At 44.9% G+C, this 19,515-nt stretch carries 24 protein-coding genes; 13 read left to right on the plus strand and 11 right to left on the minus strand.

Annotated features, from left to right (window positions below; all coding sequences use genetic code 11):
* Positions 1-41 precede the first annotated feature (41 nt).
* Positions 42-464, minus strand: coding sequence for a methylmalonyl-CoA epimerase (gene mce, locus GWK48_RS09175; RefSeq protein WP_174631590.1), 423 nt, complete (start codon positions 462-464; stop codon positions 42-44).
* 90 nt (positions 465-554) lie between these two features.
* Between mce and GWK48_RS09180 the strand changes: the two genes are divergently transcribed.
* The gene (locus GWK48_RS09180; protein WP_174631592.1) at positions 555-2,216 is read left to right on the plus strand and encodes an acyl-CoA mutase large subunit family protein; all 1,662 of its coding nucleotides are present in this window, start codon (positions 555-557) and stop codon (positions 2,214-2,216) included.
* Here the strand turns inward: GWK48_RS09180 and GWK48_RS09185 are convergent.
* Complete coding sequence (locus GWK48_RS09185; protein WP_174631594.1) at positions 2,213-2,752, minus strand: phosphoribosyltransferase; 540 nt, start codon at positions 2,750-2,752, stop codon at positions 2,213-2,215. The two genes, GWK48_RS09180 and GWK48_RS09185, sit on opposite strands and share 4 nt — an antisense overlap.
* Positions 2,745-3,833 (minus strand): alkaline phosphatase family protein, encoded by a 1,089-nt coding sequence (locus tag GWK48_RS09190; RefSeq protein WP_174631602.1) that lies wholly within the window; start codon positions 3,831-3,833, stop codon positions 2,745-2,747. The genes GWK48_RS09185 and GWK48_RS09190 overlap by 8 nt, the downstream gene beginning before the upstream one ends.
* Positions 3,834-3,982: 149 nt before the next feature.
* Between GWK48_RS09190 and GWK48_RS09195 the strand changes: the two genes are divergently transcribed.
* Both GWK48_RS09195 and GWK48_RS09200 read left to right on the plus strand, forming a co-directional pair.
* Positions 3,983-5,557: a phytoene desaturase family protein gene (locus tag GWK48_RS09195; protein ID WP_174631604.1), complete on the plus strand. Its 1,575-nt coding sequence runs from the start codon at positions 3,983-3,985 to the stop codon at positions 5,555-5,557.
* An 88-nt stretch (positions 5,558-5,645) separates the two neighbouring features.
* Entirely contained in the window at positions 5,646-7,463 is a 1,818-nt protein-coding gene (locus tag GWK48_RS09200) for an AAA family ATPase (RefSeq protein WP_174631606.1), read from the plus strand.
* On the opposite strand, the gene GWK48_RS09205 is transcribed toward GWK48_RS09200, so the two are convergent.
* On the minus strand, positions 7,384-8,172 hold the full coding sequence (locus GWK48_RS09205; RefSeq protein WP_174631608.1) for an inositol monophosphatase family protein: 789 nt from the start codon (positions 8,170-8,172) through the stop codon (positions 7,384-7,386). The genes GWK48_RS09200 and GWK48_RS09205 overlap by 80 nt on opposite strands.
* Positions 8,172-9,143, minus strand: coding sequence for a thioredoxin-disulfide reductase (gene trxB / locus GWK48_RS09210; protein ID WP_174631610.1), 972 nt, complete (start codon positions 9,141-9,143; stop codon positions 8,172-8,174). The genes GWK48_RS09205 and trxB overlap by 1 nt, the downstream gene beginning before the upstream one ends.
* 84 nt (positions 9,144-9,227) lie before the next feature.
* Between trxB and GWK48_RS09215 the strand changes: the two genes are divergently transcribed.
* Genes GWK48_RS09215 through GWK48_RS09225 form a run of 3 tightly spaced genes read left to right on the plus strand, consistent with a single transcriptional unit; the run spans position 9,228 to position 11,311 of the window.
* On the plus strand, positions 9,228-9,389 hold the full coding sequence (locus GWK48_RS09215; RefSeq protein WP_174631611.1) for a hypothetical protein: 162 nt from the start codon (positions 9,228-9,230) through the stop codon (positions 9,387-9,389).
* 40 nt (positions 9,390-9,429) lie between these two features.
* The gene (locus GWK48_RS09220; RefSeq protein WP_174631613.1) at positions 9,430-10,929 is read left to right on the plus strand and encodes a dihydropteroate synthase-like protein; all 1,500 of its coding nucleotides are present in this window, start codon (positions 9,430-9,432) and stop codon (positions 10,927-10,929) included.
* Positions 10,910-11,311 carry a hypothetical protein gene (locus tag GWK48_RS09225; protein WP_174631615.1) on the plus strand — a complete coding sequence of 134 codons (402 nt, stop codon included), beginning with the start codon at positions 10,910-10,912 and terminating at the stop codon, positions 11,309-11,311. Before GWK48_RS09220 ends, GWK48_RS09225 begins: the two co-directional genes overlap by 20 nt.
* On the opposite strand, the gene GWK48_RS09230 is transcribed toward GWK48_RS09225, so the two are convergent.
* Complete coding sequence (locus tag GWK48_RS09230) at positions 11,308-11,724, minus strand: 6-pyruvoyl trahydropterin synthase family protein (protein WP_174631617.1); 417 nt, start codon at positions 11,722-11,724, stop codon at positions 11,308-11,310. The genes GWK48_RS09225 and GWK48_RS09230 overlap by 4 nt on opposite strands.
* Positions 11,721-12,206 (minus strand): hypothetical protein, encoded by a 486-nt coding sequence (locus tag GWK48_RS09235; protein WP_174631619.1) that lies wholly within the window; start codon positions 12,204-12,206, stop codon positions 11,721-11,723. The genes GWK48_RS09230 and GWK48_RS09235 overlap by 4 nt, the downstream gene beginning before the upstream one ends.
* A gap of 32 nt (positions 12,207-12,238) precedes the next feature.
* Between GWK48_RS09235 and GWK48_RS09240 the strand changes: the two genes are divergently transcribed.
* From GWK48_RS09240 to GWK48_RS09265, 6 genes are read left to right on the plus strand one after another with little or no spacing between them, the layout of a single operon-like run.
* The gene (locus GWK48_RS09240) at positions 12,239-12,670 is read left to right on the plus strand and encodes a hypothetical protein (RefSeq protein ID WP_174631621.1); all 432 of its coding nucleotides are present in this window, start codon (positions 12,239-12,241) and stop codon (positions 12,668-12,670) included.
* The gene (locus tag GWK48_RS09245; protein WP_174631623.1) at positions 12,667-13,083 is read left to right on the plus strand and encodes a hypothetical protein; all 417 of its coding nucleotides are present in this window, start codon (positions 12,667-12,669) and stop codon (positions 13,081-13,083) included. Before GWK48_RS09240 ends, GWK48_RS09245 begins: the two co-directional genes overlap by 4 nt.
* Entirely contained in the window at positions 13,067-13,258 is a 192-nt protein-coding gene (locus GWK48_RS09250) for a hypothetical protein (RefSeq protein WP_174631624.1), read from the plus strand. Before GWK48_RS09245 ends, GWK48_RS09250 begins: the two co-directional genes overlap by 17 nt.
* A gap of 20 nt (positions 13,259-13,278) precedes the next feature.
* Entirely contained in the window at positions 13,279-13,887 is a 609-nt protein-coding gene (locus GWK48_RS09255; protein WP_246263793.1) for a 6-hydroxymethylpterin diphosphokinase MptE-like protein, read from the plus strand.
* Between the two features lie 40 nt (positions 13,888-13,927).
* The gene (locus GWK48_RS09260; protein ID WP_174631626.1) at positions 13,928-15,061 is read left to right on the plus strand and encodes an isopropylmalate synthase; all 1,134 of its coding nucleotides are present in this window, start codon (positions 13,928-13,930) and stop codon (positions 15,059-15,061) included.
* A 14-nt stretch (positions 15,062-15,075) separates the two neighbouring features.
* The gene (locus GWK48_RS09265; RefSeq protein ID WP_174631628.1) at positions 15,076-15,687 is read left to right on the plus strand and encodes an MBL fold metallo-hydrolase; all 612 of its coding nucleotides are present in this window, start codon (positions 15,076-15,078) and stop codon (positions 15,685-15,687) included.
* On the opposite strand, the gene ccr1 is transcribed toward GWK48_RS09265, so the two are convergent.
* Positions 15,684-15,860, minus strand: a complete 177-nt coding sequence (ccr1, locus tag GWK48_RS09270; RefSeq protein ID WP_174631630.1) for an aCcr1 family cell cycle regulator — start codon at positions 15,858-15,860, stop codon at positions 15,684-15,686. The genes GWK48_RS09265 and ccr1 overlap by 4 nt on opposite strands.
* 143 nt (positions 15,861-16,003) lie before the next feature.
* On the opposite strand from ccr1, the gene GWK48_RS09275 reads away from it, so the two are divergent.
* Positions 16,004-16,294, plus strand: a complete 291-nt coding sequence (locus tag GWK48_RS09275) for a hypothetical protein (protein ID WP_174631632.1) — start codon at positions 16,004-16,006, stop codon at positions 16,292-16,294.
* A 775-nt stretch (positions 16,295-17,069) separates the two neighbouring features.
* Here the strand turns inward: GWK48_RS09275 and GWK48_RS09280 are convergent.
* The 3 genes from GWK48_RS09280 to GWK48_RS09290 form a co-directional block, all read right to left on the minus strand.
* Positions 17,070-17,300, minus strand: coding sequence for an Lrp/AsnC ligand binding domain-containing protein (locus tag GWK48_RS09280; RefSeq protein WP_174631634.1), 231 nt, complete (start codon positions 17,298-17,300; stop codon positions 17,070-17,072).
* A 262-nt stretch (positions 17,301-17,562) separates the two neighbouring features.
* Entirely contained in the window at positions 17,563-18,741 is a 1,179-nt protein-coding gene (locus GWK48_RS09285) for an ABC transporter permease (RefSeq protein WP_343044011.1), read from the minus strand.
* On the minus strand, positions 18,738-19,469 hold the full coding sequence (locus GWK48_RS09290) for an ABC transporter ATP-binding protein (RefSeq protein WP_174631636.1): 732 nt from the start codon (positions 19,467-19,469) through the stop codon (positions 18,738-18,740). Before GWK48_RS09290 ends, GWK48_RS09285 begins: the two co-directional genes overlap by 4 nt.
* Positions 19,470-19,515: the final 46 nt, after the last annotated feature.

The raw sequence follows: 19,515 nt of genomic DNA on the forward strand, positions 1-19,515 counted from the left end.
ATATAAAATTAACGCCAAAAGTTTAAACTGTATCAAACGATTCAGTGACTCTCCTGCACCAACTCGAGTAGAAGCCCCATTACGCTCTTGGGATGAACGAACGCCACTAGGTGCCCCCTTGCTCCCTTCCTTGGCTTCTTATCTATCAACGTTAACCCCTTCCCCTCGAGATCCCGTAGAGAACTCTCTATGTCTTCAACCTTCACTGCTAAATGGTGCATACCCTGACCTCTGCTTTTGAGGAATTTCGCCACAGTGTTGTTTTGATCTTCGTGGTTCATGGGCTCCATTAGCTCCACTGCGGTTTTTCCATCCCTGCCCACTAGGAAAGCCACCTTTATCCCTCTATCTGGTAGGTCCTCCCTGTGAACGAGCTTCATTCCCACCTTATCCTCGTACAAACTTATGGCTTCTTCCAGATTTTCCACTGCTACACCTACGTGATCTATGTCCAGAGTATCCATGGTAATCTGTGATGATTTTTCCTATTTAAGTTTAAGCAAAAAGCAAAGGTTATATACTGTATAAACAAAATGTAGCTGGGTATTCCTTACATGGTTACTCAGGATAGAATTAAGGACTGGGAAAGTAAATTACTTACTCCTTGGATATCTAAAAGAAAAGAGCGAAAAACAAGATTTCTGACACCATCAAATATTGAAGTCAAAGCGCTTTACACACCTCTAGATGTTAAGGGAGAGTACGAGGAGAGGATCGGCTTCCCAGGGGAGTACCCCTACACTAGGGGAATATACCCCAACATGTACAGGGGGAGAATATGGACCATAAGGCAGTACGCAGGGTTTGGATCAGCGGAGGACACCAACTCTAGGTTCAGGAAGCTTTTGGAAGCAGGACAAACTGGGCTCAGCATGGCTCTGGATCTCCCAACACAGTTGGGGCTCGATCCAGACAACGAGTTGGCGTTTACTGAGGTCGGGGTTGTGGGCGTCTCCATGTTCCACTGGAAGGAGATGGATCTCGTGACCAGCGGAATTCCGCTCAACAAGGTCTCAACGTCAATGACCATTAACGCTACTGCAATGGAGCTTCTATCCATGTACGTAGCTACTGCAGAGAGTAGGGGGGTGAATCTCAACGAAATAGACGGCACTGTCCAGAACGACATACTTAAGGAGTACATTGCCAGGAAGAACTTCATCTATCCCCCTGAACCTTCAATGAGGTACGCTGTTGACATAATCGAGTATTCCTACAAGAACGTACCGAAGTGGCACCCAATTAGTATAAGCGGATACCACATAAGGGAAGCTGGCGCGGATGCGGTGCTGGAGGTAGCATTCACCCTAGCCGATGGAATCGAGTACGTGAGAAAGACCGTGGAAAGGGGAATTCCGGTGGACGATTTCGCACCCACGCTATCGTTCTTCTTCGCTGGTTACACCAACCTGTTTGAGGAAGTCGCCAAATTTAGGGCTGCCAGGAGAATGTGGGCAAAGATCATGAGGGACATGTTCAATGCCAAGAAGCAGGACTCCCTCACGCTTAAGTTCCACACCCAAACTGGTGGGGCTGAGCTGACAGCCCAACAACCTGAGATCAACATAATAAGGACTACGATCCAGGCTTTGGCAGCTGCCCTTGGAGGAACTCAGAGCCTCCACGTCAACTCCTACGATGAGGCAGTTGCCTTGCCTAGCGAAAAGGCAGCCAAAATCGCCATAAGGGTACAGCAGATAGTCGCTTACGAGAGCGGGGTGACTGAGACTGCAGATCCTATGGGCGGTTCATACTTCGTTGAGTGGCTAACTGACGAAATCGAGGAGAGGGCGTGGAAGATCATCGAGAGGATAGAGGGTATGGGAGGTATGATGAAGGCAATAGAGAGGGGGTTCCCTCAGGCTGAGATCGCTGAGAGTGCCTACAGGCTTCAAAAGAGGATCGAGGAAGGTGAGACAGTGAAGGTGGGGATAAACATGTCCTATGAGCCTGATTGGATAGGCACCACGGAGATTTTCAGGGTTAGACCCGAAGTGAGGGAGAGAGTACTGAATAGGTTAAAGAAGTACAAGAGCGAGAGGGACGAAATGAAGGTAAGGGACTCGTTGAACTCGTTGAGGAAGATGGCAGAAAAAGATAACGTGAACATCTTCCCGTACGTTTTAAATGCCATTAAGAAAGGTTGCACTGTGGGGGAGACAAGCAGGGCTCTAAGGGAAGTTTGGGGAGAATATAAGGAACCCGTTGTTTTCTAATTACTCATCCTAGAGAAGATCTCGTGAAGTTCGAAGTAGACTTCCTTTTTCGAGACAGGTGCGTTGGGATCCGTACGGACAACCTCCCATTTGTCCCAAGGGAAAATTATCCACTTCCCTACTTCCTCACCGTAATAATCTGGGATCTTCCTAGACCAAGGTTTAACGTAGATCGTTGCTGTCCTTATGACAGCAGGGGAGAACATTGAGATAACGTTAGTAACAGCCTCTAAGGTCTCTCCGGTGTCAGATACGTCATCCACTATCAAGACCCTCTTGTTCTCCAGGTCATTTGCGTAGACAGCTTTTATCACAGGCCTACTCCCCGTCTGTCCGACATCTCTATAGAATTTAATATCAATATATTTAATATTTTTCATATTCAAGATATCGGAGAAAAGCTTAGCTGGTATAACACCCCCAGTAAGTATGGCAACTATGGCATTGGGCAGGAACTGGTCCTGTGCCATCCTCCTCGCTATTCTTAGTATTTGGTCCTCTATGTTTTCCCATGTCGGGGTGAAGAACTCAGCCATTAATGGTCACCAAAGGGACTTCTATCTCCTCCTTGAAGAGACCTCCGTGATGACCTTTAAGTCTTGCGTAATTGGACTTCTCCCTAAAGTTGAAAATGTATGCGGTGTAGTCCAAGGGAACCGCCCCGTAGTCTGGTAAAGCGCTCTGATCCCCTTTTCCACCAAGAATTTGGAAGAGCTCCTCCTTAGTGAAGACCTTTAGGTTGTACTTTCCATGTATGTAAGTTTTCATATCATATCTGGTCCTAAGGAAGACCGCCCTGGAATCACCGTAAGGTGGCAACTCCAGCATGGATAGTAACTCCTCATCCTTGTCAAGCTCTACTAAACCCCTGGTTTCCACTAGACCGTGATCCGCAGTTATTAGGGTTGTATATTCCTTGACGTCCTTGAGGAGAGAGTAGAACTTCATGAATATCTCTCTGGCTGAGGCCAGTGTAGGGTCTGCGTATGGACCGTACTTATGGGCTAAGGAATCCACATCGGGTATGTAGACGTAAATGAACTTGTACTTCTTTTCTATGATTGACCTGAGAGACTCATATGCGTCCCAAACGTTCAGGTAAGTTTTAGTCTCCTGGACCTTTCCTTGAACCACTTTGGTGAACTCTGTGTTCTCTATACCTGCAGGCAAAACTGCAGCAGTTCCCTCGTTGACTTGCCAGAGATAACCTTTCGAGTTCGGGAACGCCTTCTCAAATGGCATTCCATTGGAGAGGGAGTCCCTCTGACTTTCTGAGGGGTGGTTATACCTAAGCGAGTTAACTATCCCACCTAGGCTCTTGACAAATGTGTTGTATCCCAGAACCCCATGCTGTGAAGGTGTCTTAGCTGTAAAAAGAGTGGTCAATGTGGTTGAGGTAGTGGATGGGAACACTCCGTGGATTTTAGTCGCCTCTTTAACCTCACCCAAAGCCCTCTCCATGATGTTCCAACCGAAGCCGTCCATAAGAAGGAGAATTAGTCTCTCACCCTGTATCTCAATCCTTGAATCGCATTGGGTCTGTATCCCCAACCAGCTCGCAATGCCACAACCTAGGGAGTAAAGATTCCTGCCATAGTTAGGCTGTTCCAATTCCATGGGATAATGTTTAAAACAGGAATTATTATAAACTAGCTTATGCCAATTCAGGAGATTTTAGTGGACATGGTTTACGTTGCCATGGGTCTCACCCTGGTGGCAGTGGCCCTCTCCGTTATAGCGTGGTTGGGCTCCAGGAAGTGAAGTAAATGTTAGACGTGGCTGTGGTAGGTGGGGGACACAACGGGCTCGTTGCCGCCTCTTATCTTGCCATGAAAGGGTTGAAAGTAGCTGTGTTTGAGAGAAGGGAGATTGTAGGGGGAGCCTGCGTATCAGAGGAGTTGTGGCCAGGGGTGAAGGTATCCACTGGGGCTTACGTTCTCAGTCTGCTTAGGCCCAGGATAGTGGAGGACTTGAGGTTGAGGGAACATGGACTGGAGGTTATGACTAAAGATCCTGGTCTCTTTGTCCCTTTTGGAAACGGAAAGTCCTTGTATATGTGGAACAGTACAAAAAAGACAGTCAAGGAAATCGAGAAGTTCTCTAAGAATGACGCTAAGAATTACGAACGATGGTTAAAGTTTTGGGACCCATTCTATCAATTGGCTGACCTTCTCATGTTATCCCCTCCTCCGTCTCCTCAAGATTTAGAGAAACTAACGTCCCTCCTCAGCGTCCCAGGGTTACAACTAAAGGAATTTCTGGAATCGTTGAGGAGCATAGTCCAAGACGCTTCCTCCCTGCTCAACGAATTTTTCGAATCCGATGAGGTAAAGTCGGCATTGGTTGAGGACGCAGTAGTTGGGACTATGGCATCCCCATCTACACCTGGTACAGCTTACGTCTTAGCCCATCATGTGTTAGGGGAAGTAAACGGTATCAAGGGTGCTTGGGGCTACGTAAAGGGAGGCATGGGGGGAGTGACTCAGGCTTTAAAGAGCTCAGCTGAGAGCCTAGGGGTAGAGATCTACACTGGGGCTGCAGTTGACGAAATCTTGGTCAAAAATGGGAGAGTGGAAGGAATTAAGCTAGCCAACGGGAAAATCATAAACGCCAAGATTGTCCTATCCAATGCAGATCCTAAGACTACATTCCTAAAGCTTTTGAGAAATGCAGACCTTGATAGCGAGTTCTTGAGGAAGGTCGCTACTCTAAAGAGTAGAGGGGTATCTTTCAAAATAGTTGGTTATCTGGAGGAGTTACCTGACTTTGGTAACGGTAAGTCCTTGAGTCCAGAGCACATAGCCTCTGAGCTCATATTGCCTTCAGTCCAGTACGTCGAGAGAGCTTTTACAGACGCTAAGGTCTTTGGGTACTCCAAGGAACCTTGGCTGTCCATTAATATACAGTCTTCAGTTGATCCTACAGTTGCCCCACCAGGGAAGTTCTCGTTTTCCATTTTTGGACAATATGTTCCATACGACAAAAAGCTAGACGACCTTAAGGACACCATCTACCATATTTCCATAGACAAAATCAGAGAGTTCGCACCTAATTTCAGACCGGTGAAGTATGAAGTTCTAACTCCGTTGGATATAGAGAGAAGATTTGGGATTTTTGAGGGTAATATCTTCCATCTGGATATGACTCCTGATCAACTTTACGTCTTTAGGCCGTTACCTGGGTTTCAAAATTACACAACTCCTGTAGCTGGGCTCTACCTTTGCGGGTCAGGGACCCATCCAGGGGGAGGGGTTACTGGAGCCCCAGGCTACAACTGTGCCCAGAAAGTTATCTCAGATCTGAGCTCAGGACTAGGGAAAAGTGGTGACGATAGCCCATGAGGCTAAAGAAGGTGGACCCTTCAAATCGTTTGTGAGAGTATTCATTTTACGCCAGCTTAAATACGAGGAAGGGTAATTTGTTATTAGAATGAACTACGCCGAAACAATGGTTATTATTTTTATATTGCTTGGTATTATAGTCTACATACTTATGGGTCTATTTAAAAGGTTTACTACTAACTTCAGTACTAGCGAGAAAGCTTCGCAAGTCCAAGTGAAGAACAAGAAGAAGGAAGAGGATGAGAGGAAGATTACATGGAACGACATTGGGGGTTACGAGGACGTAAAGAAGGAGATCAGGGAATACATAGAGTTCCCCATGAAAAACAAGGAGCTGGCGAAGACTTACGGTCTGAGACCTCCCAAGGGCGTACTTCTCTTTGGTCCTCCAGGCTGTGGTAAAACTCTTATGATGAGAGCCCTAGCTGGGGAGGCGAAATTAAACTTCATTTATGTTAACGTCAGTGATATAATGAGTAAATGGTACGGAGAAAGTGAGGCTAGGTTAAAGGAGCTCTTTGCCAATGCTAGGAAGAATTCGCCCTGTATCTTGTTCTTTGATGAGATAGATACCATAGGGGTGAGGAGGGAGACCCACAGCGGGGACTCTGTTACACCTAGACTTCTCTCCCTAATGTTATCTGAAATAGACGGTCTTCATAGCGATGACGGAGTAATAATAGTAGGTTCCACGAACGTGCCCCAAACCTTGGATAAGGCACTGTTGAGGGCTGGTAGATTTGACAAACTCATCTTTATCGGTCCTCCCAACAAGCAGGCTAGACTCGAGATACTTAAGGTTCACTGTAGCGGAAAACCTTTAGCGGAGGACGTGGACCTTACGAAGGTAGCCGATGCGACTGAGAGGTATAGCGGAGCGGATCTAGCCAACATATGCCAAGAGGTGGCGAGGAAAGTTGCTGTGGAGGCGCTGGAGAGCAAGTCTGAGAGGAAAATTACAATGAAGGACTTCATGGAGATTATCCAGAGATATAAACCCAGTATAACCCTCCAAATGTTGGAAGAGTTTGAGAAGTTCCGTTTAGATTATGAGCGCCGGTCCAGGAAGTCAGATGACAGCAAGGAGGGGGACGATAGAATAACCCTGGACGACATAGGGGGTTACATGAAGGTCAAACAGGAACTCAAGGAACTACTAGAGCTACAGTTAAAGTATGCGAAGTTAATGGAGCAGATGAAGGTACCCCCCATAAGGGGTCTACTACTTTACGGACCACCAGGAGTTGGCAAGACCATGATGGCGAAGGCTTTAGCTAGAACCCTGGACGTAAAGTTGATATCCGTAAGCGTCGCAGAAATAATGTACAAGGGTTATGAGGGAGCAGTTGCTACAATAAAGGAAGTGTTTAATAGGGCCAGAGAGAACAGGCCTTCAATTGTCCTCTTGGATGAACTAGACGCCATAGCCTCAAGGAGGACTCAGAGGAGTAATACAGAGTCGTCAAAGCTTGTAAATCAATTGCTCACTGAGATGGACGGAATTAGAAACCTAAAGGAAGTTGTAGTCATAGGAACTACCAATAGAATCTCAGCTATTGATCCAGCACTGTTGAGACCTGGAAGATTTGATATTGTGGTCAAGATGAACCTACCAAACACAGAGGAAAGGATGGACATTTTAGAGAAGTATTTGGGAACTGAGAGCTGTAAGGAGGTTGACTGCAAGGTTATAGCTGAGCTAACTGAAAGGTTCTCGGGTGCAGACCTTGCAGCCCTAGCTAGGGAGGCCAAGATGAAAGTCTTAAAGGAGATGATAAAGGGGAATCCGGACAGGAAACTGACGAAAGAGGATATGATGGAGGCCCTCAAGAAGATAAAGCCTTCCACTCTGATAAGATCTGTTGAGAAAGGGAAGGGTCAGAAGTTACAAGAAGGCTCTTTATGACTGACACTTCTTTGAGGTTAATGTCTACTTTACCCCCTTCCAGTTGAACCGGGTTTACGTTTACTCTTTCACAAAAATTCAGGGAGGAGGCCACGTCAACGTTCCTGAGCTTATTTCTTACGTCTATGAAAAGGTATGCTCTTCCAGTGCAAACAAGCAAGACGTCCAAGGATGCCGAACCCAGGTTCCTACTCTTGTAGCCTCCCTTAATCTTGGTGAGTACAGGAATGACCTTCTCCAACTTCCCCTTCTCAAAATAGGCAAGAACGATCCTCTGTTTAGGAGGGAAGGTTGGTGAAAACTTCACTCCATTTACGTAAGCATTTCTTTCGTCATAGGAATAAACTCTATTGGAGAAAATTTCTCCAACGCTACCAGCTACTGGCCTCCCAGCCCTGGTGTAGATTGCAATTGAGACAGAGGCCCAAGTTATACCATTCAGGTAGTTCGTGCTCCCGTCTAACGGATCAATGACGGCCACGTATTCAGTTCCTTCCTTTCCAATAAACCCGCCTTCCTCAGTAACGAAGGACATGGAGTATCCTAGGTTGTTTATACGATCTAGAATAAAGTCCTCAGCCATCTTATCTATAACTTTTGTTGTGTCGTTCTCCTTAACCTTCAGGACTTTATCTAGACCTTCCTTTCCGTTTAACTCATTGAGATAAGCTGCGGCTTCTCGGGTAACCTTTTCGATTTCCTCCCTCATTACGTTTTACCTTTCCTCTCGTTTAGATAATTATAGGCACTGTGAGCTGCCACAGCTCCCATAGCTGTTGAAGTGGCCACTTGTCTGAATCCGAGCCAAGTCCCAGTACAATCTCCCGCAGCGAACACTCCTGGGAGGTTAGTCCTCATCCACTCGTCCACTTTAATGTAACCATTAACGTCCACCTCTAAGTTATTTAGTCTTGCGAACTCCGTAGGGGGTTCGAAACCAATCTCCACAAATATACCATTAACGTCCAACTCTCTGGTTTCTCCGGTCTTTAGGTTCTCTACCACTACTTTCCTGACCAACTTATCGCCCTTAATCTCCTTTACTGTGGAATTCAGAATAAACTCCACATTTGGCTTCTCCTTCACCAACTTCAGTATAATAGGTTGTGCCCTAAACTCATCCCTACGATGGACTAGGTACACCTTTGTAGCGTACCTGCTAAGAAGCTCAGCCCCATCTAGAGCCGAGTTCCCTCCTCCCACCACAACCACAGGCCTATTCTTGAAAAGGGGCGCATCACACACCGAGCAATACGATACTCCCCTTCCCGTGAATTCGTTCTCACCTGGAACGTTTAGCTTTCTCCTCTTGGTGCCGACGGTCACGATAATGGTGGACGCTCGGAACTCTCCCTTCCTCTTGGTCTTAACCACATACTCCTCTCCATCCGCTCTGAAGGACTCCACCCTGTCCATGAGAATAGGTACATTGTATTTTTCTACATGAGAATTAAATAATTTGATCATATCAGACGCCTGGACCCCTATCAATCCCAAGTAGTCGTCCACTTCTCCAGCCTCGGTAAGTTGACCACCGGGAGTTTCTCCTATTACAAGGGTTTTTAGCATGTATCTAGCTGCGTATAAAGCTGCGCTGTAAGCCGCAGGACCAAGGCCTATAACTATAGTATCGAACTTCTCGTTCGGTTTAATATTGGACGCTCTCGGTATGAGACTCATACTGTCATCTACAGAACAAAAATATTAAACATTTTCTCTCATCTTTTAGGTTTAGTTTTTAATTACTTTGTTGCCACTTAATAAGTGGAAAAGTGCAAAGTATCTAAGCTCAGGCTCGTCCAAATTGTGAAAATAAAAAGCGTTTATAGTCTAGACATATCTAGGAGCTTTTGGTTCCTAACCTACAGTGATAGCGGTTATTACGTGCGTCATGCGCAATCATTTAGTATCCTAGGGTTTGATTAAACGCGGGAATATTAAACTGCAAGCTAATTTTCAACGTGTAATGAAGTTCCTTTTAATAACTGGGAGGTTGGCACGACCGATCCTCGAGGAAGCTGTGAAGGACTTGAAGGAAAAGGTCACAGTCCTAGCTCTAGATTACCCCGTTGCCTCACTCATGAGCGTTACATACATCCTTGAGAAGATGAAGCAACTAAGGGGCAAGGTACTTGGATATGATTTCATAGTACTACCTGGCTTAGTTTACGGAGACGCTAGCGCAATAGAGAGGGAATTTGGGGTCAAGACAGTGAAGGGTTCAGAGAACGCTTGGGACGTACCCAGGGTTATTGATGCACTGGAGAGAGGAGTCAAGCTATCTACAGTTTACCCTGCTGATAAGGTACTAAGTGATGTAGCTAGATATGACGTATACGAAGATCTTAGGAGAATAGAAGAAAAGGGAAATTACGCTTTTGACGTAGGATTCAAGGTCCCTGTGAGACCTCCCCCATTTAGAATACTGCTGGAGCTCAACCCATCGTCTACCCTAGAGAAGTGGATTGCAGACGTTGAAAGATCTAAAAAGTTTGTGGACGGGGTAGTTGTGGGTTTCCCCGTAGGTTTCTCGGATCTGGACGAGGTTAGAAGGAGGGTCAGGAAGATCGGTGAAATGGTAAATACAATAGGGATAGACAGCGATTCCCCTTCGGTTCTGAGAGAGGGAGTAAGGAGCGGAGCCAACTTGGTATTTAACTTAAACGAAACGAACATCGACGAGTTAACTGACATAAGGGATGGACCTGCATTCGTAGTCGCCCCATTTTCCACTGAGGATAGAGGTAACTTGACTGTGGCCCTCGTGGAGAGGGCAAGGTCTAAGGGTTTCTCGAAGTTGATTGCCGATCCTGTCCTATCCCCTCCCTTAATGGGAATGACGGACAGTTTAGGTTATTACTTACAATTAAGAGAAAAACTGAAGGACGTCCCCTTGCTCATGGGTGTCCTAAACGTTAGTGAACTTATAGACGTGGATAGTCACGGGGTTAACGGTCTCATGGCTGCCATAGGAGCCGAATTGGGAGTTTCAATTTTCCTTACAATGGAAAAGGGGAAAACTAAGTGGAGCCCCTGGGAGTTGAGGGAGGCTTCAACAATGGTGTCCCTCGCTATGACCAGGGGGAAAACCCCGACCAATTCAGGGAAAGACCTCTTAGTCATAAAAGATAAGAGGAGGACAAGGCAGGCTTTACCGATAGGGGATAGGATCAGAGCTGAGAAAATAGAGCCCTCTATGGACAGTTCCGGTTTCGCCCACATAGTAGTTAATGATAGGAGGATACTCGTATCTTTTTCAGGTTCAAAGGATTTACTTGTGGAAGGGGAAGATGGTTTGGCAGTTGGACGTACTTTGCTAAAGCACATAGAAAACATTTCGAAGGATCATGCTCTATACCTTGGGTACGAGCTTGCCAAAGCTGAAATTGCCTGTCTCCTTGATAAGGAATACGTGCAGGACAAGCCCCTGTTGAGGAGGATAGGAGTTGAGAGTGGTAGTTCCTAGCATCTCCCTCTTCCGCTTCGGTGAGTACACTCTAGGGATTGCTCACTATCCTCTTCAAACTTCAGGAGAACTGCTCGAGAGGGTTAAAAACACCATGAGATTGTCCTCGTGCAGTGACAAGGAAAGTTGTTACCCCATGATTTTTGGGGGAATAATACTCTTCGAGCGAGGGTCTCCAGTTTGGAGGCTGGAATACGAAAACTATTTTGAGGTAACTATGGAAGAGCATTGTAGGACTTCCCTATCCCAGTTCCTTGATGCCTCCTCTAGGGGTGAGGAGACGTGCCTGAAAGGTGAGGGCTGGTCTCTATTCCTGAGGGCGAGTAAATGTGCAAATTGTAAGAAAGTAGACCCAATGGGCATAAGAGCCATTGTGACTTAGGGGTATTCTATAACCGCGTAGGAGTCCTTCCCCTCATATATCTTAATGGTTACCTTATACTCTGTACCTAAGGTCTTTGAGATGTATTTAGCTACCTCAGTGCCTATGTACTCCACAGTTGGGAATGGGGAATCGATTACCTTTACCTCAAGACGAAACGGGGACCTAATCTGTATCTTGTCCATGTCCCTCTTCGGAACAATAAACTTATGGTCCCATAGGGCTATAGCCTCTTTTACAATTTCTCTTAGTTTATTGAAGTCAATAACAAATCCGCTCTCCTCGTGGAGTGGTCCTTCCACTTCCACGTTGACCGTGTATGTGTGCCCGTGAAGCTGGTCATCCCTGGGCGATGAGAGGGTATAATGCGCAGAGTCTATGGTAAATCCCTCCATACCCACTTTCACTTTCATTTAACAGTCACCAAGTTCTTATTGAAGTGTTCCCAGAGGGCCTCAATTAAATATTTTATCTCGTCGCAGATCATCCTGATATCTTGGTCCTGTCTCACTTTCTCTATAATATTGTTGACTGTGACCAGTTCCTTGAAGCTTCCTCTAGCCAGAACTCTATCGTGGAAAGTTAACCTCTCGCCCATAGTAGTGTTTCCACCGTACTCTATTAACCTGAAAACAGCGTAGGTCATGGAATCAATGTCCACATCAGCTACGTTAAACCTCTCGTTAAGCTCCCTTCTTAGCACACCAACTTGTTCCTTTACCAGTTCCACAAGACTATCCACTACCTCCATCCTCGATCTGAAAGTCTCGTTTTCCAGGAGAGACCTAAATTCAGTAGCCTGAAGGCAAGTGCTGTTGCACGGTACGTCAACTTCAATTACCTCTATCCTCATTGAAGGTTTCTCGGCCTGGTATCGTTGGATCCAGTAATCCATAACTTTAATTCAGATCCTTTAAGACTTTAAATATGTCCTTTTCAAAATTTATTGCCGACGTCTCAGAGTCAGTTTTTGACCACTATGGAGACAAGCTTAAGGCCTTAGCGATTTTCCCTTCTGACCCAATTCTTATGTTGATTATTCTGGAAGATGTGGATTCCATCTCCTTTTTAGCTAGGGGTCAAATCTTTAATCATTTCTACAAGAAGCAGAGGAACAAGACCGAGTATAGGAAGTTCATTGTAGACAACCAGTCCGATCCTCCTGTTATAGGGCTTATATTGAGCCCGGGTGAGGTAGGACACTTTTACCCCATAGTGATCTCAACGATCACTTTCGGATATGTAGTTTACGATCCTGATAAAATACTGGACATTAAGAACTGGAAGGCTATCGAAGATATGGGGATAAAGTTCATAGATCTCAAAAACATCAAAAAGGGGGAGGTATTGGAGCTTTGAACACCAGTTCCTTAGCGTCGGAGTACCTCTTGAGGGCTACCAGAACCTTGCAGGAGTCTACTAATGCCTTCAATGAGGGGGACATGTACTTCACCATTGTAAGAGGTAAGGAAACCCTTGAGAACTTGGCCTCCGTCCTGCTGTCACTCTACGGGATATTACCCTCCTCTGGCTCGCCTGTTAACGTGCTTGGTTACATGTTGGAATCCAGGGAGTTGGATCACGACACTAAGGTCGTAATTTCAGAGATACAAGATATATGGAGGGAAGCCTCATTCATAACCTACGTTAACGAGTCTCCAACTAAGGCACCTACTGTCCTAGCTAGACAAGTGGAGGTAAAATCGTTTCTTGAGAGGATAACTAAGACCTTCGATAAGGTGAGGGAGGTATTCGATGGATTCCACAATTGACTTAGAAGAGTTCACCTGTTCCAGTGACCCAATAGAGACCATAGGGTTTCTAAAAGGGAAGAAAGTAATTTTCGCTATTTCCAGAAGGAGCCCATTTTACCACGCCATAAAAGAGAAGTATAACGTTCATGAAGTGAAAAGAGAGGGAGATACGATATACTTCATGATAAATTGAGATGGTTATCCTTTTACAGCTTGATTAGGAGGGAGTTCGGTTTCTCTGAAAGGGAGGACTATAGATCGGCACTAGTCCTTAACATGATCATAAGGGAAGACTTTGAAGATCTATTGAGATCCAAGATAATGGGGAGGGAGGTTGCTGTAGTTGGTGCAGGCCCCTCACTTAATGCGCTGAAGGATGTTGAGGAGGATGTGATTGTAGCAGCTGACGGCGCTACCAATTACCTAGTCTCTAGGGGGATAATTCCAGACGTAGTTGTTACAGACTTGGACGGAATTGAGACCTACCCAGACTCAATCTACGTAGTTCATGCCCACGGTGACAACATCTCCAAGATGTGGAAATTGAGTTACATGGGTATAGTGTTGGGCACCTCCCAAGTTTTCCCCTTCGGGAGGCTCAAGCTTTACGGCGGGTTCACGGATGGCGATCGGGCAGTTGTGATGGCCATGACTCTAGGCGCAAAGCGAATAACTACTTACGCAATGGACTTGGACTCAGATAAGATTGGGATGTATTCAAAGCCATTCTACAAAAACGATGTACCCATGAATTACGTCAAGAGGAAGAAACTTAATGTAGCAAAGGAGATTCTACATACCCTATTTAGGAAAGATTTATAAAAACCACGAATCCTTATAATAGTAGTGGGTAGAGGGATGAGTGTTCTCCACTAGGAAAATTAGGATATTTGATACGACTTTGAGGGACGGAGAGCAGGCTCCTGGAATAGATCTAACTCTTGAGCAGAAGGTGAGGATTGCCAGGCAACTCCAGAGGTTGGGTGTAGACACGATTGAGGCCGGATTTCCAGCCTCTTCGGAGGGAGAGTTCTTCGCCACCAAGAGGATAATAGAGGAGGTAGGTGACTCGGTAGAGGTCACTGGTCTTGCCAGGGCTAACAAGAATGACATAGATAGAGGGATAGAGGCAGGTCTAGCCAGCATTCACGTCTTTATAGCCACATCTGATGTACATCTCAAGTACAAGTTAAAGATGACCAGAGAGCAAGTTCTGGACAGGATATACGAGTCTGTCAAATACGCCAAATCTCACGGTCTGATAGTCGAGTATAGCCCTGAGGATGCAACAAGAAGCAACGTTGAATTTCTATTACAGGCTGTCAAAACCGCAGTAGAGGCAGGCGCTGATAGGGTAAATATCCCCGACACGGTAGGCGTTATGACTCCCTTCAAGTTCCAAGAATTGATAAAGAAGATTGTGGAAGTCTCATCTGGTAGAATTATCAGTGTTCATTGCCACAACGACTTCGGCTTAGCTACCGCAAATTCCATTGCTGGCGTAGTTGGCGGAGCTGGGCAAGTTCACGTGACTGTAAATGGAATCGGGGAGAGGGCTGGAAATGCTTCTTTGGAGGAAGTGGTGATGGCGCTTAAAAAACTCCTCAACTATGAGGTCAATGTCAAGTCTTGGTTGCTCTATGACACGAGCAAACTAGTCTCAGAGTTAACAGGAGTCCCAGTACCCTTCTTCAAGGCTATAGTGGGGGATAACGCTTTTGGTCATGAAGCTGGAATACATGTGCACGGAGTTATAGAAAATCCGCTGACCTATGAGCCCATGGCTCCAGAGGAAGTTGGTAATTTCCGAAGGCTGGCTCTAGGAAAACACAGCGGGATACATGGTCTAAGGAAAATATTAGAAGACCAGGGAATATATCTTGATGACGAGAAGCTAAAGGAGGTACTTCAAGAGGTTAAGAAGATAGCAGATTCAGGAAATAAGGTCAGTGCTGAGGACGCGAAAAGGATAGCAACTAGATTTTTGACTTCTTGAGTAAACACTCCTTCATGATACGCTTGTTTGGTCATTCAATGGTCTCCATAGATAATTCCGTTGTTATAGATCCTCACGATGGGGGCAGTATAGGTCTTCCTAAACCAATCATAGGACGAACGGTTCAAGTTCTAATAACCCACGACCACTATGATCACAACGCTTTCCAAAACGTGGAGAGCAAGGACGTAAAGATTGGCTTAGAGGGAAGCCTTGAAGTGGGGGGTTACAAAATAGAAGGCTTTCGGGCGTACCACGACAATCTGAAGGGAAAGAAATATGGTAAGACCAGCATTTATCAGATCAAGGGTAACTCCATATCTTTTCTTCACATGGGGGATATAGGGGAATTTCCTTCAGAGAGAATCCTCAAGAATTTGAGCGCAGACATTGTTGCTATACCTATAGGGGGGATAATCACCATCGGACATAGGGAGGCTCAGGAAATTATAAAGATCATTTCTCCCACGGCAGTTATACCACTGCACTACTGGGTTAGAGGGCTCTTGATGCCATTAGATCCTCCTGAAGATTTCATTAAATACATGAACTGGAACTTGTATAAGACTAAAGAAATAGATGAAAACAACCTAAAGAAAGGTATTTACTTATTTGACATTGATTAGAGCTTTATCCTCTCCACTCTAGCAACTGGCACAGTTTCCTTACTCATTTCCTCCTTAACCATCTTCTCTATTGCTTTCCTTATTGCCTCCGACCTGTTTAAACCTGACTTTATTGCATACCTGTCTAAAAGCTCCAACAAGTCTTCTTCCGCTTTGAATGTAATTACTCTCATCGAGCACCTAATAGGTATATTGAATCGGGAAGGCTTAAGTATTTTCTGTAGCGATACTACCCTCTTCCTATATGAAGAGGAATACTATAAGAGGAAGATTAATATAATAGCATGTCCTATACTTTTTATTAGAGGAAAATACATTGCCAACAGTTCACCTCTCTATCCCAGAGTGGATGTACGAGGAGCTAAAGAGAAAAGCAGAAGACATGGGGATACAGGTAACCGACCTGGTAAAGTTTTACATAAAAAGTGGGATGGAGGGGAAAGAAGAGTCTCCTTCTAAGGAAAATACAGAGAAAGTAGAGGAGTCCATAGCTTACCTGGAAGCTCGCGTGGCTCAGTTGGATCTTCTGGTCATGGAGCTTGTCAAGAAGTTGAAAGTTTTAGAGGAGGAAGACGAAGAGGAGCAGGTTGAGATAGAGAGGAGTTAACGGGATAAAGATTATTAAATATTAATCTGGTTTAAGGTTATGGGCCTATGGGATTGTGACCCTGGGTTCCAGGGAAGGATGAACATAGGTGGGTCCCCTAAGATTATCCCTTTTAATCACTTGGAAGTTTAGCTCTCAGGGAAAATGATGTAGCAGAGACGTGCCGACTAGATGAGGAAAAAAGTTGTATCTGATAAAGGAAAGACAAACCTCGCCTTTCAAGGCCGATTAGAGCTTTTTAAACATGAAGGTAGTTTCCCTTCATGACACTCCTCTCTACTCAACTCCAGATGATGGGGGGAGCCGATCTCTCCCGCAATACCAGAGTAAGGAGTCAGAACAGTCGTAGTTAGGCTATCCCCAAATGTTTTGCCAAAACGTTATGGGATTAGACGTTCTCCTACGACAAGGGCAATAAGTTCACTTGAACCATCTGGTCTTATCAAGCTAATGTAGGCTATAGTGTATAAACTCTATGAGTGTGGTATAAAGGTATGCTTAACAACTGGGTGTAGCACCTCTAGGCTCTATGCACATTATGACATCAAGGTCGAGAGAAAGCCTAGGGAAGTCATCACTTGTCCTCTTGCTTGCAGGTTACATAGTTAAGTTAAAGGTGCCCTCAATATCATGAGGAGAGGATAAAGAAAACCGTTAAAGCACTGAAAAACCTCTTTCTTTCTTTGTATCCTCAAACGGAGTAACTCCTACAAAGGGGGAGTGACACCCATGACCTTGGTGGAATCCCTGCCCTTTAGGGCGGCGATGAGGTCAACTACATTGAAATTAGAGTTACAGATCTTATTATGTTGGGGTTCCTTCTTATTTGGTTTATAGTTTTATTGATATCGTCTAGGTCCTTTCCTTCAACTTCAACAACGACATCATATTCGCCATAAACTGCAGTTCCATCCCTTACACCTTCGATCTTTTTTAATTCATTTACAACATCCATTTCTTTTCCAATAGTGGTTATTAATAAAACATATGCTTTTAGAGTACCCATACATATATAGTAGTCTTAAGATTTAAAAACTTACAACATCACGACGTTTATTGTTTGTGAAGTAAATTGTTTCTAAATTTGCAATTTGGTATAATGTAAACAAACATGATATTACTTTCTTCCTTGAGGGATTATTACTTTCTCGCTCACGGAAAACCTAAGGGTAATTTGTGGTATTTCAGCTCTCGCCTTTTAATAAAAGAACTGTAAACCTCGCCCTTTAGGGCGTGGGGGAGTCATTATTGAGCATCACGATGGATACCTACTTCAGTAATATCCGCTCTGGGTTCAAAACCCTTGAAGAGATTAATATCAAAGCGACGGACACAACAAATGTACCTATGAAGAGACCCATTGTATAGAAAGTAAGGCCGAAGACACTGTCCAGTAGACCTGCAACGATTTGTACATACGGTATTACCAAAATGAACGAGAGCGATCCTAGAGAGGCGAAGTTGAGGATCAACGCTGAAAATGACGCTAACATTCCAAACCCCGTGATCAGGAAATTGATAATTTGGACATTCCGCTGTGTTCCCCCTATGAATATTAGTAAAATTAAACTAATTGATGCAGTCAAGAGGATCATAAGTAGGTAGGCCGCGATTACCGTGGCAGAGAAGGATAACGTTACTCCCGCGTTCCCTCCTATAATGAATGGGGCAAAAACGGAGAAGGCTATTAACCCCATTAGGTCTCCCAGAGAGGATATAATACCAAGTATCATGGAGATACTCAACTTTGAAATTATGAACTCCATAGGGGAGACAGGGGACGCAAGGAGGGACTCTAGGGTCTTTCTCTCCTTCTCCCCTAAAATACCGTCCGTCAGGAAAAATATCACAGGAGTGGCAGCCGGGAATAGGATGAGGGAGACAACCCTAGCTAGCTGACCTAACCTGTCAACGTTACTTGAGGTAGCCTGTTTCGTGGGTTTGTAGTAACCTAGGTAAACTTCCAAAGGCTCCCTAACTACGTTAGGGGAAACGTTTATGTGAGAACCCTTCTCCAACACGGTAATCCTAGCTAAGGAGTCGTTTACCAATATGTTATAGAGCGCGTTATTTACCAGGGTCTGAGCGTTACTTTGAGATGATATTAAGACCTTCTCTTGTACGTAGGCGACCCTATCTAAGGAGGTTAGATTGCTGGAAAAATTTGGGGGAAAAATTACCTCAACGTCAGCTACAACTGAGAAATTATTTATGTATACTATACCACCATGCTGGACCACGTAGTCCTTTAAGTAGTTAACATAGGGCAAGTTCCCAGTGCTGTTGTTGACTATCATAACCGTAGGAGGTTGACTGGAAACCGAAGCGTAAATAATTACCCCAATGAGGGGTAGCAGAAGTAACGGGAGTAGGATGGAGGTGAGAAGAATTCTCCTATCCCTCTTGAGGTCTAACCACTCCTTTCTGAGAAGGTCGAGTATCGTCAGTCTTCACCCACTAACTTTATGAAAGACTCCTCAAGGTTATTGGTACCGGTCGCCTCCACGATCTCCCTGGGCTTACCAATCTTGATACCCTCTCCCTTGTTTATCATGAGGACCCTGTCACACATGTACTCTACCTCCAACATGTTATGCGATGATAAGATCACTGTTGTTTGTCCTCTAATTTCCCTTATTACGTTCCTAATTCTGACTGCAGACTCTACATCCAGGGCGGACGTGGGTTCATCTAGGATAGCCAACTTTGGCTCGACCATTAAGGTTCTAGCTATTATCAACCTCCTCTTCATTCCTCTACTGAAGTTCATGGCTTTGTCATATATTCTATCTCCGAGGGAGGCTATTTTAATCCCTTTCTCTAGGAAATCTTCCTCCAGTTTCTTATCACCCTTTGAGTAAATTCTAGCATAAAACTGTAGATTTTCGATCCCGGTTAATCTGTCATAAGGGAACGCATCTTCCGGCATATAGGAGATGTATCCTCTCTGCTTAGCCTTTACAGGGGTTTCCCCAAATATCTCGACTTTTCCATCATACTTGATTATTATTCCGCTCAGAACCCTCAGGGTTGTGGTCTTCCCTGCGCCGTTAGGTCCTATAATGCCATAAACCTCCCCCATGTCTACAGTAAAGTTAATGTTATTGAGGATCGTTTTCCTATTTACAGTTCTGGTTAATGAAGTAACACTGACTGCCGTAGGCTCGTTGATCATACACAATCCTATCAGAAGAGAGCTAATAATAATGTTTTCAGTACTC

This window comes from Metallosphaera tengchongensis, assembly GCF_013343295.1.
GTDB lineage: Archaea > Thermoproteota > Thermoprotei_A > Sulfolobales > Sulfolobaceae > Metallosphaera > Metallosphaera tengchongensis.

Excerpts from the sequence above, each read along its gene's own strand:
- GWK48_RS09180 (WP_174631592.1), top strand. The coding sequence starts at position 555 with ATGGTTACTCAGGATAGAATTAAGGACTGGGAAAGTAAATTACTTACT.
- GWK48_RS09205 (WP_174631608.1), bottom strand. The coding sequence starts at position 8,172 with ATGAGGGAGGAAATCGAAAAGGTTACCCGAGAAGCCGCAGCTTATCTC.
- GWK48_RS09195 (WP_174631604.1), top strand. The coding sequence starts at position 3,983 with ATGTTAGACGTGGCTGTGGTAGGTGGGGGACACAACGGGCTCGTTGCC.
- trxB (WP_174631610.1), bottom strand. The coding sequence starts at position 9,143 with ATGAGTCTCATACCGAGAGCGTCCAATATTAAACCGAACGAGAAGTTC.
- GWK48_RS09185 (WP_174631594.1), bottom strand. The coding sequence starts at position 2,752 with ATGGCTGAGTTCTTCACCCCGACATGGGAAAACATAGAGGACCAAATA.
- GWK48_RS09240 (WP_174631621.1), top strand. The coding sequence starts at position 12,239 with ATGTCCTTTTCAAAATTTATTGCCGACGTCTCAGAGTCAGTTTTTGAC.
- GWK48_RS09235 (WP_174631619.1), bottom strand. The coding sequence starts at position 12,206 with ATGGATTACTGGATCCAACGATACCAGGCCGAGAAACCTTCAATGAGG.
- GWK48_RS09230 (WP_174631617.1), bottom strand. The coding sequence starts at position 11,724 with ATGAAAGTGAAAGTGGGTATGGAGGGATTTACCATAGACTCTGCGCAT.
- GWK48_RS09280 (WP_174631634.1), bottom strand. The coding sequence starts at position 17,300 with ATGGGTACTCTAAAAGCATATGTTTTATTAATAACCACTATTGGAAAA.
- GWK48_RS09265 (WP_174631628.1), top strand. The coding sequence starts at position 15,076 with ATGATACGCTTGTTTGGTCATTCAATGGTCTCCATAGATAATTCCGTT.
- GWK48_RS09290 (WP_174631636.1), bottom strand. The coding sequence starts at position 19,469 with ATGATCAACGAGCCTACGGCAGTCAGTGTTACTTCATTAACCAGAACT.
- GWK48_RS09250 (WP_174631624.1), top strand. The coding sequence starts at position 13,067 with ATGGATTCCACAATTGACTTAGAAGAGTTCACCTGTTCCAGTGACCCA.
- GWK48_RS09190 (WP_174631602.1), bottom strand. The coding sequence starts at position 3,833 with ATGGAATTGGAACAGCCTAACTATGGCAGGAATCTTTACTCCCTAGGT.
- GWK48_RS09220 (WP_174631613.1), top strand. The coding sequence starts at position 9,430 with ATGAAGTTCCTTTTAATAACTGGGAGGTTGGCACGACCGATCCTCGAG.
- GWK48_RS09200 (WP_174631606.1), top strand. The coding sequence starts at position 5,646 with ATGAACTACGCCGAAACAATGGTTATTATTTTTATATTGCTTGGTATT.
- mce (WP_174631590.1), bottom strand. The coding sequence starts at position 464 with ATGGATACTCTGGACATAGATCACGTAGGTGTAGCAGTGGAAAATCTG.
- ccr1 (WP_174631630.1), bottom strand. The coding sequence starts at position 15,860 with ATGAGAGTAATTACATTCAAAGCGGAAGAAGACTTGTTGGAGCTTTTA.